Here is a 17,191-nt window from a genome sequence, read left to right as displayed (position 1 = left end):
TGTTTTTATGCTCAATGCGCCAGTTGTATCATTTAGAGAAACCTGACTCAACGCGTGCTATTTTTAACTTACTCTTTGAACCATGTCGTAAAAACCTATAGACGTGTCGTTAAGGGGCTTAACTTAACATAGCTGAAGCTCTAGCCCTAAAAGGCATCAAGATGAATGATGCAAAGTGCGGCTAATCGGCAACAGGTGTGTTGTAACTTGTTACAACCACGGTATTTCGGCCTTTCTCTTTGGCCGAGTACAGTGCCTCATCAGCCAAAGTAATTAATTTATCCAGATCAATTTGATTTGGAGTGGCACTTACCACGCCAATACTTATCGTCACATTGCCTATGTTGTTCAGGTTAATTTTTTCAATTTGCGCTCGCAGACCATTGGCGAGTTGTTGCGCCTGATCACTATTAGTATTGGGTAAAAATATTAAAAATTCTTCGCCTCCCCAGCGCAATGGGATATCAGAATCACGTAGGCGACTTTTAATTTCTTTAGCCACCGCTTTTAGCACGCTGTCGCCTGCGGTATGACCAAATCGATCATTAATTCGTTTAAACCAATCTAAATCCATCAACATGATGCACATTGGATTATTGTGCCTTTTACCCAACTCCCAGCTCGGGTAAACAAGCTTAGAAAATGCCCGGCGGTTATACAAGTTGGTGAGAGGATCATGCAGGGCATTGCTTTCTGCGACTATTCGAGCGTCTTGCGCTAACTTAAAATTAAACCCAAGAGATATAGACAACAATGACATCTCTAACAGCATGCCTATTTCTATCCCTCGAAACGCCCATTGCGAATAAGGAATAATGCCCCAAGTGGCAAAACTAGAAATGGTTGCACCGCCGGTTCCCATAATGATTGCGGGGATAAAAAACTTGGCTAGCGGATCGTTATTTTTGTAGGCCAGGCATCCAACCACGAGCATCCAAACCGATAGGAGAGTTAGCATAATCAACTGGATCATGATGATAAATGCGCGATCACCAGACAAAAATATCAGCCCCGCTATTACTAGTAAACTGGCATAGATGCGCTGCCTGTAGGCATACAAAGCGGGTAAAAAAGTCCGTGTATTTAAAAAGCCAATAGTAAACATGACTGCTGAGATCAAATAGCAAAACATCAGGTTTGGCATTAACCACTGCTGCAGGCTGACCGATCCAGACCAAAGCAGCCAAAAACCATGTCCGGTATAAGTGAAATTAAATGCAGTAAAGGCAAACAGGTAGATGGGGTAAAGTAAATATCTGATTTCTCTTAAGTAAAAATACAATGCTAAGTTGTATATCAGCAGTATCAGTAAGCCACCATACAACGCGCCATAAACATATGCATTTTTGGTTAAGGCTTTGGCCATTGCCATTTCGCTGCCCATATAGATAGGAATGGTCAGAGGGTCTTCAGAATTAATTCGAAATAGTACATGAGACGTGCCCAGCGGAAATTCATGCGCAACCGAGGGCATGCGATCTTGGCGTGAGCGTTCTGAAAAAGGCACGTTATCGCCTGTAGACACCTGGTGAATCAATGTGTCGGCAGTAAAAAAATACAGATCAATATTATCTAACCAGGCATTATCAATTTTTATCACGCTGTGCAAAGGCGCATCTGTGACATTTTCAACAGGTAATACCGCCCAGATTGTGCTTTGAGTAAAACCGAAACTCACTTTATTTTGAGTATTGTGAGTAAATTCATCGCGTGTGTATGCTGCAAAAGCTTGCTGCGGCGTTAAGCTGGATTTTGGGTCATCAAGTAAAAATAAACGCTCATTGACAAGCGCAATTTCAGTGTCAGTAAGTGCGGTGTCTGCGATCGCTAAAAGTGACCACAAACACAATACAACGAGAAAAGTTGCTCTTATGAGCATTTGGCAGCAGTTCATAGGTAATGACGGTGATCCATTCTTACTCAACGTTATTGGGGTGAGGCATACAAGCTGTGCTGGCAAGATAGCCAATAATGGCCAACCCTCTTTTAACGATAGCCTATTATATCTAAGCCAATAAAGTAAGTGTTGGTAAGATATTGCGCAATCAACGGAAACAAGCAAAAGCTTAACCCAGACCAGCAACAGTGTGTGGTAAAGTGTACTGGTACAGATCAGATTATAGCTCAGGATCTCTCACGTTTTTACATACCTAAAAATCTAACTTCTAAGGCACTGATGAAATTGAATTATTCCAATTCTTTTTCTACATCACAAAGCAATTTGCAGCTTGTTACCAAAAGCAAAAGATGAGCTTAGCGAAACTCCTATTAGTTAAGCCACAAGAAAGTCGCCGAAAAACGGATGTTTAGACTACTATCAAGCATGTAACTTTTAATCATTGAAATAAAGGTGAACGAGATGGCTTACGTTGATGGTTTTGTGGCGGCGGTGCCTACCGCAAATAAAGAAAAATACATTGAACATGCCAAATTATCTGCGGTGGTATTTAAAGAACATGGTGCCTTGAGTATTACCGAGTCTTGGGGTGAGAGTGTGCCTGATGGTGAGCACACGTCTTTTTTAAAAGCCGTTCAGTGCCAAGACAATGAGACTGTGGTGTTTTCGTCAGTGGTATGGCCATCAAAAGCGGCACGAGCAGCAGGCTGGGCTGCCATTATGACGGATCCACGTATGCAGCCAGAGCAAAACCCCATGCCGTTTGATGGTAAACGGTTAATTTATGGTGGCTTTGAGGTGATTTTAGAGGCTTAAAAAAGCTTAACTACAGATAAGCATCATTGTGCTTGATGCTTTTTAGCCATAGTTTGTTCAGCAAATATGGCTAGCTGCTGTTATTAAGCTTATGAGTCACTTCATATAAAATTAATTGATTAAAACATAAAAATTAAAGTGAGCACTCGGCATTAAAGCATTTAAGTTAGGTGAGAACAGTGGCTGCCAACAAGCACAGTTTTCCTACTTAATGCTGTACATAGGCTATAGTTAAGTGAGAGCTCTTTTAACGAGCGCTGTATCAGCAAGAGCTTAAATTTTTACAACTTCATTTCTAGGCTAGGCCCCTCCATCTGAAGCGCAAAAAACCACCCATTAAACAAAGCAATTTAGCAGCGCTGTCTTAATAAGTTTTATGGCAAGTTTGCTATGCCACAGTTTTTTCAAAAACAATGATGTTTGAAATGGAGAGTTGTAATGACAATCAAAGAAAATTACCAACATAAGCTAGAAACACAATTAGATGAATGGTCCATCCAGATAGACAAGCTTAAGGCCAAAGCCAGTAAGGTAGAAGCCGAAAGTCAACTGGAGTACTACAAACAAATTGAGAAACTGCGAGAGTTACAACAACTGGCCAGTAAAAAATTGGCAGAACTTAAAGCTGCCAATGACAATGCATGGGAAGATCTTAAAGCCGGTGTTGATAGTGTCTGGGATTCGTTTGGTGCCGCACTGAAATCTGCCACTTCTAGGTTTAAGTAAGCGGTCAATATTATCGTAACAACAAGCGAACGTTTCTCTTTCAAAGCGTATTTCTTGCGTTTTATTTCTGACATATCAACCGGAATAGCACCAAAATAGCATGGCTAATCAGAGTAAGAATCTGCTAGAGCGGGCTTTAGAAAATATGCATCATCCATTTTCTAGTTTTACCCGTGCTCAAAAAACGTCCAGTGTGTTTCTATTGTTGGCAACCCTGTTAGCCCTGTGGTGGGCAAATTCTAATTATGCCACTGCCTACCTTAATCTCATCCATACCGAGCTGGGGTTTTCGATCGGTGTTTTTGAACTGCATGCCTCACTAAAACACATTATCAACGATGGTTTGATGGTGATTTTTTTCTTTTTGCTAGGGTTGGAAATAAAACGAGAGTTTCTCGCGGGGGATCTGGCACAACCACAAAAACGGCGCATGCTAATGCTTTGTGCTGTGGGGGGAATGGTGGTACCTGCGCTTATTTACTTACTGTTTAATTGGTCGCTTGAATCACAAATTGGCTGGGGCATACCGATGGCGACCGATACCGCCTTCGCCCTTGGTGTGCTGGCAATTGTCAGAAAACAGATCCCCGTCAGACTCCTGGCTTTTATTGTCGGCCTTGCCATTATTGACGATATTGGTGCAATTCTGGTGATTACCATCTTTTACTCGCAACAAATAAATATCATTTATTTGTGCTTGGCATTGATATCTATTACCTATTTAGCGTTATTAAATTATGCGGGCATACGAGAGCCGTTATTTTATTTAGTGGCGGGCGTTATTACTTGGTGGATGACGCTTCAATCTGGCGTGCATCCCACCATTGCCGGTGTTGCCATTGCTTTTACGGTGCCAGCTAGGCCAAAGTTAGCTTCCAGTGCATTGCTTAACAAAGCAAAAAAAGTGATCAGTGGGATGCTGCAAAAGACAAAAACAGTCGATGTACTGGGTAGTAAACGGGATCACGAACACGTGTTAGATGTGCGTGACTTTGCAGAGCGTGCAACAACGCCCTTACGTCGCTGGGAAGATGCACTGGTGCGCCCAGTGGCTTTATTCATCTTACCGCTGTTTGCTTTAACCAATGCTGGCGTGGTATTGAGCGTTAGCTCTTTCATTGATAGTGTCATGCACCCAACCGGCTTAGGCATTATTGCAGGTCTTGTAGTGGGCAAGTTTGTGGGTATTTCTGGTGCTTGCTGGCTCGGTTTACGTTACAAATTAGGGTGTTTGCCCGAAGGCATGCATTTGCAGCATATTGTTGGTGTTTCATTTATAGCCGGTATTGGCTTTACCATGTCGACGTTTATCGCCGCGCTGGCTTTTGACGCACAGCCCGAGCATCTGCACAATGCAAAAACGGCAATTCTAGTTGCATCCGTTATTTCTGCTATGCTGGGCGTGTTATATTTTTTAATTATGGCCAAAAAAGTTAAAAAAACTTGATATTGACATGTCGCTATCTCTACATGCGCTGCGCTAGTCTAGCCAATCACAGCGCATTTTCATCATTGCCAGTAAAAATGCTACGGTGTTGGCGTAAACCAGCTTTAATCTCCGTTTTAAGCTATGATTGTCTTGAATTGTTTAATAAAGCAATAACCTAAAAGTTGACCATGTTATGGAATTAAGTTTGTCGAGTTGTTTGAAATTAGCGCCGCAAGAACTTATTGCCATAATGGAAAAAAGTTTTAGTCTCTTAGATCAAATTATTATTATTACCAATAATCCAAACCTGGATAAAGATGGCTTAAAAATACTCTATGTGAATGCGGCTTTCTCCCGTGTTACTGGTTATGAACCCCATGAGGTTTTGGGTAAAAAGCCCTCTATTTTGCAGGGCGTGGATACATCCCCAGACGTCATCGCGCAAATTCGCAACGCGATAAAAAATGAAGTGCCCTTTAATGGTGAATTACTTAACTATACCAAGTCCGGACAGGAATATTGGATAGAGTTAAATTTAACCCCCTTATCAATCAATGGTGAGCAATGCCAATATTATATTGGGCATTCGTTTGAGACAACGCGGTATAAAAAATCACGAGAAATTGCCAGTGAACGAGAGGCAAGTTTAGATTTCGTTTTAGAGTCAGCCGGGCTTGGTTATTGGGATCTTGATTTAAAAACGAATGAAACTAAGCGTTCACTTAGACATGATAACTTGTTTGGTCATTTGACTATGCAGGAAAACTGGAGCTATGAAACCTTTCTTTCGCATATTATTGAAGAAGATAAACGTAGAGTCGACCAAGTATTTAACGAAGCCATGCGAATCGGGGGGGATTATGACGTCGAGTTTAGGTGTCGCTGGCCCGATGGTAGCATTCATTGGTTGTGGTCAAAAGGCCGCTTTATTGCCAATGAACATCATGAAGTGATCAGAGCTGCAGGTATTCAAGCTAATATTGATGAAAAAAAGAGTGCTCAAGAGAAAATATATAGCCTGGCATTTACAGATGAGTTAACCCAGCTTCCGAATCGTGCGGCGTTTAATAAAGGGTTGAAAAAGCTGATCCTAAATTCAAAACCCTTAGCATTAAATGCTTTGTTGTTTATCGACCTAGACGATTTTAAAGTGGTAAACGATACCTCTGGCCACGACATAGGCGATTTATTGTTAGGAAATATCGCTAAGCGACTGAGTAATAGCCTATCGAACGTCAATATGATTGCGAGATTCGGCGGTGATGAATTTTTGATACTGGCAGAAGATATCGGTGTCACTCCTGAAACAGCCTACAGAAACGCTGAAAATTTAGGGAAAAAAATTCGTGAGCTATTTAAACAGCCATTTTTCTGTAAAAACCATGAGTTCTATATTACTTCCAGCATTGGTATTACCCTTTTCAATGATACGGCCAGCAATAAGTTTGAACTACTTAAACAAGCGGATTTAGCACTGTATTATGCAAAATCGTGTGGTAAAAATAGATATAGCTTCTTTAATGAATCATTGCAATTAGACCTAGTGCGCCGTAATCAACTTGAAACAGATATGCGCAAGGGGCTTAGTAGGAATGAATTTTTCCTTGTTTATCAACCCAAAGTTAACTGCAATAACCAGCTAGTGGGTGCTGAAGCGTTGATTCGATGGCGCCATCCCACCCAGGGGATCATTTCTCCCGCAGAATTTATTCCTTTGGCTGAAGATACGGGGTTAATCGTACCAATGGGGGAGTGGGTATTAACTGAAGCAATAAAGAGCATCAAGTCTTGGTCACATTTAATCATTCCATCAGAATTTAAATTATCGATTAACATTAGCCCAGTTCAATTCAACCATGAACGTTTTGTGGAACGATTTAGCTTTTTATTGAACGAATTTAACGGCTTGATGGATGCAGCAGCAAGTTTAGTATTGGAAATTACTGAAAACACGGTGATTCAAAATCTTGACGAGTCGATGTTGAAAATGAATATATTAAAAGAATTTGGCGTGACTTTTTCGTTAGATGACTTTGGTTCTGGCTTCTCGTCATTAAATTATTTAAAGCTGCTCCCTGTAAATGAAATTAAAATTGATAAGACCTTCATTGATGATATTGTCGAAGACCGGCGTAATGAGGTGATCCTTGAAGCGATCATTAAGATTACTCAGAAACTGAATTTAGATTTGGTTATTGAGGGGGTGGAGTCTATTGCGCAAGTCAGCCTTCTCAATGAACTTGGCGCTAAGGTTTATCAGGGCTTTTACTTTAGTAAGCCACTGTCTGAAAACGACTTTTTGAGTTATGCACAGAGCCATCGCTAATGATATTTTATAAAAAACACGCGCGTTGTTTGTCGTGCAATCAGTTATGCAGTGCAAGAATGAGGCATTTTTGATTGTTCAATAGGTGGTAACCCGCGTTAAAAATGGTTACAGGGTTAATACGCCACCCAAAATACTGTTCTTGATAAGGAATAATCATGAGTTTGATTGTTTATGGTGTGCCACTTTCACCTTTTGTTCGTAAGCTAAGGCTTTGCCTAGCTGAGAAAGCCTTAGACTATAAACTTGAAATTGTTTTACCTTTTGAGCCGCCACAGTGGTTTGCTGACTTTAACCCGCTACGGCGCATACCCGCCTTAAAAGATGGTGATACTGTGTTAGCAGACTCTAGCGTGATCTGCCAATACCTTGAGGACAAATACCCCGATAGCCTGCCATTAATGGGGCACAGCGCCGAGCAGCGAGCCAAAGTACGCTGGCTGGAAAAGTATGCTGACTATGAGTTAGCGCCGCTCAGCACCTTTACGGTATTTCAACAACGCGTGTTAAACCCCAGCAAGCAAAAGCCGGTTGATGAAGCCGCGGTGCAGCAGGCACTCACTGACACTTTACCTAAGCACTTTGTTTATCTTGAACAAACGCTCGGCGAGTCGCCATTCTTTGTTGGCGATAGCTTAACGCTGGCGGATTTAGCCTTTACCTGTCAGCTGATCAATATGGAGCATGGCGGAGAAACACTAGATGCAGAGCGTTTTCCAAAGCTCTACTCGCTTTACCTTCGGATCAAAGCTTTGCCATCGGTACAGCACGTATTAAAAGGTGAGCAGAAGATTTTAGCGTCAATTAAAGTGTCCTAAGGCGTTGGCGGTAAATGGCCATTATGCCAACGACAGGTGTTTAGCGGCTTAACATAATAAGGAGTGATAAAAATTAAGTATCTTTGGCTGAGTATTTTTAGCGCAGTATTCATTTGGTCGGGCATTACGCCTAAAGATCAGTTTACTTGGCTATTGGAGGTGGCTCCGGCGATCATCGGTTTGGTGTTGCTTATTACTACCTATCAATCGTTTCGGCTGACGCCATTACTGTACTTTTTTATTTTACTGCACTGCATTGTGCTGATGATTGGTGGGCATTACACCTATGCAGAAGTGCCTTTTTTCGATGGTTTGTTTGGCGCAGAGCGCAATAATTACGACAAAGTGGGGCATTTCTTTCAGGGCTTTGTACCGGCCTTGCTGGCAAGAGAAATTTTAATTCGTAAAGCGGTAGTCAATGGCGACGCTTGGCGTAACACTATTATTATTGCAATTTGTTTAGCGTTTAGTGCCTTTTACGAATTGATTGAATGGTGGGTAGCGCTGCTTTCGGGTGAAGACGCTGAAGCCTTTTTAGGTACTCAGGGTTATGTTTGGGATACGCAATCGGATATGGGCTTGGCCTTACTTGGGGCTATTATGGCTTTAGTGTTGCTCAGTGCGGCGCACAATAAACAATTAGCAAAATGGGTGTCATAAAATAGGCATTTACGCTCATCTGGCAGCGCAGTGAAGATAGCTTGGGTCGCTAAATAGCCTGCTTAACAGTTTGCGCTAGCCAAGCAATCGATAAAAAAGCGCACAAATTGTTGTGGAACAAGCACATTTCTACTAATTGTCTTTTAATGAAGTGCACTAGCCGCGCAGCCATTGGTGTTTTGCGCAGTGCAGGATAGACTCATTTTAAGCAGCTGTGTTAGCAGAAGCGTCACCACCGCCAAGGGGGCTTGCAGCACAGCGTTTAAATACACTTACCAGCTTGTATGCCCGTTGCATACTTATCCAGATGAGTTGCAGCCCATCAGTCTTTTAAAAGCCTCAAAGGAGAGCTGAAATGCGATTATTGTTATGTAGTGTCATGTTGGGCATGCTGTTTGGCTGCTCCAAACCGGCGCCAACCTCGATTAGCGAAACACCCAGCGAAGATAATTATACGGTGATGTTAAATGGCAACCGTGTTGGGCATTTGCATGTTATGACTGCCGGTAGTCAGATCAGTATTGATTATGATTATAAAAGCAATGGTCGCGGCCCTGCCTCAAAAGAGATCCTCAGTTTAGATGCGCAGGGGTTACCTACGGCATGGCAAATTAAGGGTAATACCACCTTTGGTAATAGTATCAGCGAGCAGATGCAGCGCTCTGCCGAGCATGTTAGTTGGCAAGATGCCACCGGTGCTGATCAAAAAACTGTGCCGGGTATGGCCTTGTATGTGCCACAAAATAGCAGCCCTTATAGTGCCTATATTATGGCCAAGGCGTTATTAGATACCCCAGCCAAAATGTTACCGGCGTTACCTGCAGGGCAATTATCAATAGAAAAGCTGGAAAGCCTGGTTGTTGAGAATAACGGCAGCGAATTAACAGTAAGCACTTATGCCTTATCGGGTGCAGATTTAGATCCCGATTATTTAGTGCTCGATGAGAAACTGCAGTTTTTTGCCTTTATTAACCCGCGTTTTATTGTGATCCGTGAAGGTTTTGAAGCAGAAGAAGCGCAGCTGCGTCAGCGCTCTGCGAATTATTCTACCCAACGCTTTGAAGCCATTCAGGCAGAGTTTGCCCATCGTTACGATGGCGTCGTGCGTATTCGCAATGTGCGGGTATTTCAACCAGAGCAACTCGCTTTATCTGAGCCGGTATCGGTATTGGTTAAAGACGGTCGTATTGAGCGCATTGCCCCGTTAGAGGAAGCCACACAACCGGGTGAAACCGAAATTGCCGGTAATGGCGGCAGCGTGTTACCCGGTTTATATGATATGCATGGCCATGTTGGCGATGATGATGGCTTAATGAATGTATTAGCGGGTGTTACGTCAATTCGTGACATGGGTAACTCGTTAGAGGTACTGGGTGAGTTAATCGGTAAAATTGATGCGGGTATTTTGGCCGGGCCGCGCATTTCCCGCTATGGCATGATTGAAGGTAAAAGCCCCACCAACAATAACAACGGTATTTTAGTTGAAACCGAAGCACAGGCTTTAGCCGCAGTGCAAACCTATGCCGATAACGGTTTTCCGGGTATCAAAATTTATAACAGTATGAAAGGTGAGTGGGTACCGGCGATGGCCGAGCTTGCCAAAGCGCGCGGTATGCGCGTGTCCGGTCACGTACCCGCGTTTTCTAATGCCAATGCCATGATCAAAGCCGGTTATCATGAGCTGACGCATATCAACCAAGTGATGCTCGGTTGGGTGTTACAGCCAGATGAAGATACGCGCACCTTGCTGCGCTTAACTGCCTTAGACCGCTTACCCGCGCTGGATTTAAACAGTGAGCCTGTGCAGTATACCTTGCAGCTGATGCGTGATAATAACGTTGCGATGGAGCCCACGTTAGCCATTCACGAGCGTTTGTTGTTATCGCGCAACGGTAAAACACAGCGTGCGGTATTAGATTACATTGATAACATGCCACCGGGTGTGCAGCGCAGTGCCAAGGTGTCGATGGTGCAGGTGACAAGCCCTGAACAAGATGCGGCTTATCGCGGTGCTTACGAGCAAATTGTTAAAACATTAACCATGATGCGCGAAAAAGGCATCTTTATAGTGCCCGGTACTGATTTAGGTGGTGCTTTTACACTGCACCGTGAACTAGAACTGTATCAACAGCTTGGCTTTAGCCCTGCCGAACTGCTGAAATTAGCCAGTTACGATATGGCCAAATATATGGGGCATACTGAGCTTGGCAGTATTGAAGCGGGCAAATTAGCCGACTTTTTCTTAGTGCCGAATGATCCCACCGTCGATTTTAAAGCGGTGAAAACAATCCGCTTGGTATCTCGCGGCGGCGTGTTTTATTACCCAAGCGAAGTTTATCCTAAATTAGGTATCAAACCGTTCACAGATAAACCGGCTGTGCGCACCTTAATGGTAGAATAAGCCTTAGCTTTAAAATGTGCAGTAGGGCGCGATTTTGGCCCTACCGCATTTATCTACCTATCTGCTGCAGTAGGGCGTTGCAGCAGCGCCTGCTGCAATCTCTACACTGTTTAGACTGCCTGTTATCCTTCAGTAAAAGTACTGTTTCATCAAGCGTTGTTATGCCGATGCCGTGATTCGGAGTAACCCCTCTCATCTTTAATAAATAAAACCGCCGTGAAATTGATCGTATTGTGGCTTAAGCGCGTTGATAGCCCTAACAACCGAATGCTGTGTTGCCGTTTCCTAGGTAATGCGCGTTCAATCTAAGGATATTTAAAATGACATTATTAAGAACAACTCTGTTATTACTGTTGTCGCTTTTCGCGGTTAAAGCGTTGGCTATTGAAGAGGCAAAATATGCGGTTGAAGTGTCTGAGCGCGATTTTGAACTGCGCTTATACGAGCCGCATATCGTGGCAGAAACCGCCGTTGCGGCCGAGTTTGATGAGGCAGGTAATGCGGCGTTTCAGCGTTTGTTTAAATACATTTCGGGTAATAATGCCGCTCGGCAAGACATTGCTATGACCACACCGGTTGGTCAAGCTGCAGAAGGGCAAAAAATTGATATGACCACACCGGTCGGCCAGCAACAGCAAGCCGGGCATTGGTTAGTCAGTTTTATGATGCCAGCAGAGTTTACGCTTGAGACCATTCCAGAGCCGCGTGACCCTTTAGTCAAAATTCGGCAAGTGCCAGCACAACGCATGGCCGCTATCACTTATTCCGGTTTTTGGAATGAGAAGGGCTATTTGCGCCACAAAGAGAAATTGATGCAATGGATCAACGACAAGGGATACCAAGTAGCGGGTGAGCCGTCTTGGGCTCGTTATAACCCGCCATTAATGCCTTGGTTTATGCGTCGCAATGAAGTGTTAGTGCCAGTGATTGTTGCACCATAGCGCAACACAACGTGATTTTTTATTCTTTGTCCGCTTCGGCCGGTTTTAGAAAACTAAACGCGGTGTAGCTTGGTATCTTTAACGGCGAGCTGGCATCAAGTGCCGCGGCTTGTTGCAGCGCTTGCACATCGGCAATAATACGGCCGCGAAAACGTCTTACTTCATCCCAAACGGCCATAAACTCAGCACGATCGGCTTGAGCATCGCTCTTCATGGCGGCAAGCAACGGGCCTAAGTGCTGATAACCTATTGCTAAGGTGGCCGCTTGTTGCTCTTCAAAATCACGAATTTGCTGTTGCAAGGCCTCAGTTAGTGCAGGTTGCTGTGTTTGGGTAAATTGTTGTTTAAAGTGGGTGGTTAAAAAATACTGCTGGTAGGCAGCTTCATCAAAAGAGGCGGCATTGGTCCACTGCATTAAATCGGGTTTATTCAATAGCTGGCGATTACTGGGGTCAATAATCATCACTGTCGGCGTGCCGTAATAAAGGGGCAGCTGATAGCGCGTGGTGGTGGCTTGACCATATTGTAAATAAGCGACATCAACCAACACTATTTCAAACCGTTCGGCTAAGGCGGCAGCTAAGGTCGGCTCGGCAAAGTGTTCCAGTAACGCCACACTGTCATGACACCAGCTTGCACCCAACGCAACGAGTAACAATTTGTTTTCAGCTAAGGCTTTTTGCTCCAACACCGGAAGCGTTGGCAAGATCTGTTGTTCTGGCTGATAGCGCAAAGCACTGTCTTGCGCACTGGCTGCTGGTACGGGGAACAGCAGTAAACAAAAAAGTATTAAGGCTAGCTGGGTTAATGTGCTCACAGATCACTCCAATGGCTATAAAATGGCGGTTTGTTGCTTAGCTTTTAGCATGATATCGCCCCTTTTGTCATGTAGGCTTTCAGCCGTAAGGTATAACTGCCTTGCGATGGTGGCGGCATTTTGTCATGCTGTTTGCTCTATTTAGCGGTATGCAGGAGACACTATGAGTGCCAGCCCTTTTCGATATTTTGATGATCAGCGTTTAACCCTGCAATGTGGCAGTGAACTTCCAGCAGCACAGTCGTTATTAACATTTGGCGATAACCGCACCTTATTAACGCAACTGGCTGCTGCGCCAACGGCTGAGCAACTGCTTGATGCTGCAGAGCAGGCTTATGTTGCCGGTTATGAGCAGCAAGCCTCTACCGAGTTTGAGCTGCAGGGTATGGCAATAGCGGGTATTGGTGATCCGTTATTACAGCTCGATTTATTAAAACAGGTGATACCGGCTTTTAAACAGCAACGCCATGGCGTACCGATCACGTTGGTGAGCTATGGTTTGGTCGCGGCAGACATGGCTGTAGAGCTTTGTCAGCAATTAATCGATCTTGAAGTAGAGCGCATCGAGATTTTTTTACCGGCCACCAATCCGCCCGCTTATCAGCAGCTTGTTCAGCCAAAACAGCATGGCTTTAGTGAGGTTTGCCAGTTTATTCACACCGCCAGTGACGCTGGCTTGTATGTCAGTTGTTTTGCGTATCAGCCGGTAAAACAGCAAAGCGCCTTACGTGCTTTAGCAAAAGAGTTAGGAGCACGGGATTTTGTTGTGAAACCGGGCTGAACAGGCTTCGGCACTCCGGCGGTTGTCTGCCTCAGTGTTATCGGCATTAGCCGCAGCGCGCCATTAAAAAGCTTGCGCTACGCTACATTGCCAGTTAGCGTGGCTTTTTCTCTTTAACGAGTATTTCGATGAGCAGTGTGACCATTCTGGTCGATGTGCAAAACATCTACTACACCAGCCGAGAAGCCTATCAGCGCAACTTTGATTACAACGCCTTCTGGCGCCTGGCTACGGCTAATCGTACCGTAGTCAAAGCGATTGCCTATGCCATTGAACGTGGCGATGAAAAGCAGCGGCAATTTCAAAATATTCTGCGGGCTATCGGTTTTGAAGTGAAATTAAAGCCTTTTATACAACGCGCTGATGGCAGTGCAAAGGGCGATTGGGATGTCGGTATTACGTTAGATGCGATTGAATACGGTGCCAGTAGTGACACACTGATCTTACTCTCGGGCGATGGCGATTTTGCACTGTTAGCACAGCGGCTAATTGACAAATATCACACCGAAGTCGAAGTGTATGGCGTGCCAAGCCTCACCGCGCAAGCCTTAGTGAATGCAGCGAGCCGGTTTATCCCGATCAGCGACGATTTGTTATTAAAATAATCAGTAATGTAAACCATAAGCGCGGTTTTAAGGCTGAGCCTTGCTTTACAGCCTATGCCAGCAAGTATATCGTGTTGCACTCATTTACCGCACAGGTAATCGTTAAGGAGCTGTTATGACATTTTTTTCCACCGCCAGACGCTGGGCGTGTTGGCTGGGGCTGGCGAGCATTACCGCCTTGCCGGCACTGGCGAATACCGCGGGGCAAGTTCAGCAATTTACCCTTGAAAACGGTATGCAAATTTTAGTGTTAGAAGATCACTCGATCCCGAATGCTAATATGTATTTATTTTGGAAAGTCGGCTCACGCAACGAAGCGCCCGGCATTACCGGCATTTCACATTTTTTTGAGCACATGATGTTTAACGGTTCAAAAAAATACGGCCCGAAAATGTTTGACCAGGTGATGGAAGCAGCAGGTGGTGCGAATAACGCCTATACCACGGAAAATTTAACCGTGTATACCAACTGGTTTCCGAACACCGCACTGGAAACGATCTTTGATTTAGAAGCGGATCGCATTGCCGATTTAGATATTGATCCAGACATGGTAGCCAGTGAAACCGGCGTGGTGATCTCTGAGCGCAGCACCGGCTTGGAAAACTCCAATTACCGTACCTTAAGCGAAGCATTGAAAGGCGTGGCCTTTCAAGCACATCCTTATAGTTGGTCGGTAATCGGGCATGAGTCAGATATTCAATCCTGGGACATCAAGGATCTAGAGCAGTATCATAAAACTTATTATGCACCGAATAACGCGGTAGTGGTGATTGCCGGTGCCGTGACCCTTGCGGAAGTAAAACGTTTAGCCGAGCAATATTTTGCGCCGATCCCCGCGCAACCGGCACCGCGCGCGGTAAAAACCGTCGAGCCAGAGCAAACGGGTGAGCGCAGGGTGTTTGTGACTAAAGCCTCCGCCACCTCAGCCAATATTATGCTGGGCTATCATGTTCCTGCGACCTCCGATGCCGATTACTATGCGTTAGAGCTACTTAGCACCATTTTAAGCAGCGGCAATAGCTCGCGTTTGCATCAAGCCCTCGTTGAGCAACAACTTGCCACCAACGTGTTCACCAATGTGCCGTTATCGTTTGATCCCAATTTATTTTATATCTATGCCGTAGCTCGCCCCGGGGTTGCGGCAAGCACTTTAGAACAAGCGTTATTGCAGGCGCTAAGCGCGTTGGCCCAAAACGGCGTAACCGCGAATGAGCTCGAAAAAGCTAAAAATATTCAGCTAATGAATTTTTATCGCGAGATGCAAACCATTAATGGTAAAGCCGATAACATTGGTACTTACCAATTGTATTTTGGTGATTACCGCAAGTTATATCAAACAGCCGAACTGTTTAATCAAGTGAGTGCCGCCGATATTCAACGGGTGGCCGCACGCTATTTAACTCGGGCAAACCGTACCGTTGGCATTTTGGCCGCTAACGAGGAGACCGATCAATGAAACACTTTATCAAGAATAAGCTAGCGGTAGGTCTTGTGCTGGCCACCAGCCTTGTGCTCAGTGGTTGCAGCCTGACTGCACCTGCAGTATCCGCCCCTGCGTCAAATGCTAGCGATAACGCACCGTCGGTATCGGCATTTAAGTTACCGGATTATCAGCAAATGGTGCTGCCCAATGGCTTAACGCTGTATTTAATGCCGCAACATGAAGTGCCTTTATTAAGTGTGCAAGCGGTCATTAGCGCCGGTGCCGTGCTGGATCAGCGCGGTGGCGAAGCCTTTTTAACCGCACAAAGCCTGTTGTTAGGTGCTGGCGATAAAAACAAGCAACAGCTAGAGCAAGCCACGGATTTTATTGGTGCCAGTTTAAATAGCGTGGCCGGTAAAGAAGCCAGCTACCTCAGCATGAACTTTATGCAAAAAGATACCGACAGTATGCTGGATATTTTAGCGGCGGTGCTAAGGCAACCGACGTTTGATACGACAGAATTTAGCAAATTACATGCGCGGTTAGTGGCACAACAGCAACAAGCCAAAGAAAGCCCGAGAAATGTGATTGGCAGTTATTTTGATGCACTGCTATATGGCAGCCATCCTTACGCCAAAGCCAGAAGCGGCAGTGAGCAATCATTAGCTTCACTGGATTTAAAAGCGGTTACTGAGTTTTATCAGCGTTATTATCAACCGGATAATATTGCCATTGTGGTCACCGGTGATTTTCAAGTGAGCGAGCTGACAGCACAACTGACGGCGCGTTTTGCTGACTGGCAAGGCCAAAGTGCAGCAAAACCAGCATTAGCTGAGGTCAGTAAGCCCAGCAAAGCGCGGGTGTTGTTAGTCGATAAAGCCGATGCGACTGAGACCACATTGATGTTCGGTGGTGTCGGGGTAAGTCAAAACAACCCTGATTTTGTTGGCTTAGAAGTGGTCAATACCATTTTAGGTGGCCGTTTTACCTCATGGTTAAATGATGAGCTGCGCGTTAACAGCGGGCTGACCTATGGCGCGCGTTCAGGTTTTAGTGCGTTAAGCCGCGGTGGTGCTTTTCAGATCAGTACCTTTACCCGCAGCGAAACCAGTCAACAAACCATTGAATTGGCGCTGAAAACCTACAGTAAACTGTGGCAGCAGGGCATCGACCAGGCCACCTTAGACTCGGCTAAAGCTTATGTGAAAGGCCAGTTTCCACCAGATTATGAAACGAATAGCCAGTTAGCGAATTTACTCGGTAATATGCATTTGTATCAGCTAGATAAGGGCTACATTAACGACTTTGAGCAAAAAGTGGATAGCCTGACCTTAGCTGACACACAGCGGCTGATTCAGCAATATTTCCCACAGCAACAGTTGCAGTTTGTGTTAGTGGGTAAGGCAGATGAGCTAGCATCTTTTGCGCAAACGCTGGGCGAAGTGACTCGGGTATCAATTCAAGCGGATGGCTTTGCCGCCAGTCGTTAATCAATCGACCTTTCTTGTTGGGCTAATCTTTTTGGCTTAACTTACTGAAAAATCGCTGGTC

Annotated in this window: 14 protein-coding genes; 12 read left to right on the top strand and 2 right to left on the bottom strand. The window is 44.8% G+C overall.

Annotated features, from left to right (window positions below; genetic code table 11):
- Window positions 1-181: 181 nt before the first annotated feature.
- Complete coding sequence (locus L1N97_RS00425) at window positions 182-1,969, bottom strand: diguanylate cyclase (protein WP_236128498.1); 1,788 nt, start codon at window positions 1,967-1,969, stop codon at window positions 182-184.
- 390 nt (window positions 1,970-2,359) lie between these two features.
- Between L1N97_RS00425 and L1N97_RS00420 the strand changes: the two genes are divergently transcribed.
- From L1N97_RS00420 to L1N97_RS00385, 8 genes are all read left to right on the top strand, one after another.
- A complete protein-coding gene (locus L1N97_RS00420; protein WP_236128497.1) occupies window positions 2,360-2,713 on the top strand; it encodes a DUF1428 domain-containing protein in 354 nt (117 codons plus the stop codon).
- A gap of 438 nt (window positions 2,714-3,151) precedes the next feature.
- On the top strand, window positions 3,152-3,439 hold the full coding sequence (locus tag L1N97_RS00415) for a hypothetical protein (protein ID WP_236128496.1): 288 nt from the start codon (window positions 3,152-3,154) through the stop codon (window positions 3,437-3,439).
- Window positions 3,440-3,539: 100 nt separating this feature from the next.
- Window positions 3,540-4,886, top strand: coding sequence for a Na+/H+ antiporter NhaA (gene nhaA, locus L1N97_RS00410; protein ID WP_236128495.1), 1,347 nt, complete (start codon window positions 3,540-3,542; stop codon window positions 4,884-4,886).
- 175 nt (window positions 4,887-5,061) lie between these two features.
- The gene (locus tag L1N97_RS00405) at window positions 5,062-7,194 is read left to right on the top strand and encodes a putative bifunctional diguanylate cyclase/phosphodiesterase (RefSeq protein ID WP_236128494.1); all 2,133 of its coding nucleotides are present in this window, start codon (window positions 5,062-5,064) and stop codon (window positions 7,192-7,194) included.
- 158 nt (window positions 7,195-7,352) lie between these two features.
- Window positions 7,353-8,012, top strand: a complete 660-nt coding sequence (locus L1N97_RS00400) for a glutathione S-transferase family protein (protein WP_236128493.1) — start codon at window positions 7,353-7,355, stop codon at window positions 8,010-8,012.
- Window positions 8,013-8,075: 63 nt separating this feature from the next.
- The gene (locus L1N97_RS00395) at window positions 8,076-8,672 is read left to right on the top strand and encodes a DUF2238 domain-containing protein (RefSeq protein WP_229585066.1); all 597 of its coding nucleotides are present in this window, start codon (window positions 8,076-8,078) and stop codon (window positions 8,670-8,672) included.
- 355 nt (window positions 8,673-9,027) lie between these two features.
- Window positions 9,028-11,073 (top strand): amidohydrolase family protein, encoded by a 2,046-nt coding sequence (locus L1N97_RS00390; RefSeq protein ID WP_236128492.1) that lies wholly within the window; start codon window positions 9,028-9,030, stop codon window positions 11,071-11,073.
- 320 nt (window positions 11,074-11,393) lie between these two features.
- Window positions 11,394-12,014 carry an SOUL family heme-binding protein gene (locus L1N97_RS00385; RefSeq protein WP_236128491.1) on the top strand — a complete coding sequence of 207 codons (621 nt, stop codon included), beginning with the start codon at window positions 11,394-11,396 and terminating at the stop codon, window positions 12,012-12,014.
- Between the two features lie 19 nt (window positions 12,015-12,033).
- On the opposite strand, the gene L1N97_RS00380 is transcribed toward L1N97_RS00385, so the two are convergent.
- On the bottom strand, window positions 12,034-12,831 hold the full coding sequence (locus L1N97_RS00380; RefSeq protein WP_236128490.1) for a thioredoxin family protein: 798 nt from the start codon (window positions 12,829-12,831) through the stop codon (window positions 12,034-12,036).
- A gap of 163 nt (window positions 12,832-12,994) precedes the next feature.
- Here L1N97_RS00380 and L1N97_RS00375 point away from each other — a divergent pair, with 163 nt between their 5' ends.
- The 4 genes from L1N97_RS00375 to L1N97_RS00360 all read left to right on the top strand — a co-directional run bounded on the left by L1N97_RS00375 (window position 12,995) and on the right by L1N97_RS00360 (window position 17,130).
- Complete coding sequence (locus L1N97_RS00375; protein ID WP_229585070.1) at window positions 12,995-13,612, top strand: hydrolase TatD; 618 nt, start codon at window positions 12,995-12,997, stop codon at window positions 13,610-13,612.
- Window positions 13,613-13,740: 128 nt separating this feature from the next.
- Entirely contained in the window at window positions 13,741-14,217 is a 477-nt protein-coding gene (locus tag L1N97_RS00370; protein WP_226750779.1) for a LabA-like NYN domain-containing protein, read from the top strand.
- A gap of 115 nt (window positions 14,218-14,332) precedes the next feature.
- Window positions 14,333-15,673: a M16 family metallopeptidase gene (locus tag L1N97_RS00365; RefSeq protein WP_226750780.1), complete on the top strand. Its 1,341-nt coding sequence runs from the start codon at window positions 14,333-14,335 to the stop codon at window positions 15,671-15,673.
- Window positions 15,670-17,130, top strand: a complete 1,461-nt coding sequence (locus L1N97_RS00360; protein WP_236128489.1) for a M16 family metallopeptidase — start codon at window positions 15,670-15,672, stop codon at window positions 17,128-17,130. The genes L1N97_RS00365 and L1N97_RS00360 overlap by 4 nt, the downstream gene beginning before the upstream one ends.
- Window positions 17,131-17,191 lie beyond the last annotated feature (61 nt).

Origin of the sequence: Rheinheimera sp. UJ63, from assembly GCF_021568285.1 — a bacterium.
In the GTDB taxonomy this organism is placed as follows: Bacteria; Pseudomonadota; Gammaproteobacteria; order Enterobacterales; family Alteromonadaceae; genus Alishewanella; species Alishewanella maricola.
This window is presented reverse-complemented; position numbering and strand designations above follow the sequence as displayed.

Excerpts from the sequence above, each read along its gene's own strand:
- L1N97_RS00400 (WP_236128493.1), top strand. The coding sequence starts at position 7,353 with ATGAGTTTGATTGTTTATGGTGTGCCACTTTCACCTTTTGTTCGTAAG.
- L1N97_RS00390 (WP_236128492.1), top strand. The coding sequence starts at position 9,028 with ATGCGATTATTGTTATGTAGTGTCATGTTGGGCATGCTGTTTGGCTGC.
- L1N97_RS00420 (WP_236128497.1), top strand. The coding sequence starts at position 2,360 with ATGGCTTACGTTGATGGTTTTGTGGCGGCGGTGCCTACCGCAAATAAA.
- nhaA (WP_236128495.1), top strand. The coding sequence starts at position 3,540 with ATGGCTAATCAGAGTAAGAATCTGCTAGAGCGGGCTTTAGAAAATATG.
- L1N97_RS00360 (WP_236128489.1), top strand. The coding sequence starts at position 15,670 with ATGAAACACTTTATCAAGAATAAGCTAGCGGTAGGTCTTGTGCTGGCC.
- L1N97_RS00415 (WP_236128496.1), top strand. The coding sequence starts at position 3,152 with ATGACAATCAAAGAAAATTACCAACATAAGCTAGAAACACAATTAGAT.
- L1N97_RS00375 (WP_229585070.1), top strand. The coding sequence starts at position 12,995 with ATGAGTGCCAGCCCTTTTCGATATTTTGATGATCAGCGTTTAACCCTG.
- L1N97_RS00385 (WP_236128491.1), top strand. The coding sequence starts at position 11,394 with ATGACATTATTAAGAACAACTCTGTTATTACTGTTGTCGCTTTTCGCG.
- L1N97_RS00370 (WP_226750779.1), top strand. The coding sequence starts at position 13,741 with ATGAGCAGTGTGACCATTCTGGTCGATGTGCAAAACATCTACTACACC.
- L1N97_RS00365 (WP_226750780.1), top strand. The coding sequence starts at position 14,333 with ATGACATTTTTTTCCACCGCCAGACGCTGGGCGTGTTGGCTGGGGCTG.
- L1N97_RS00405 (WP_236128494.1), top strand. The coding sequence starts at position 5,062 with ATGGAATTAAGTTTGTCGAGTTGTTTGAAATTAGCGCCGCAAGAACTT.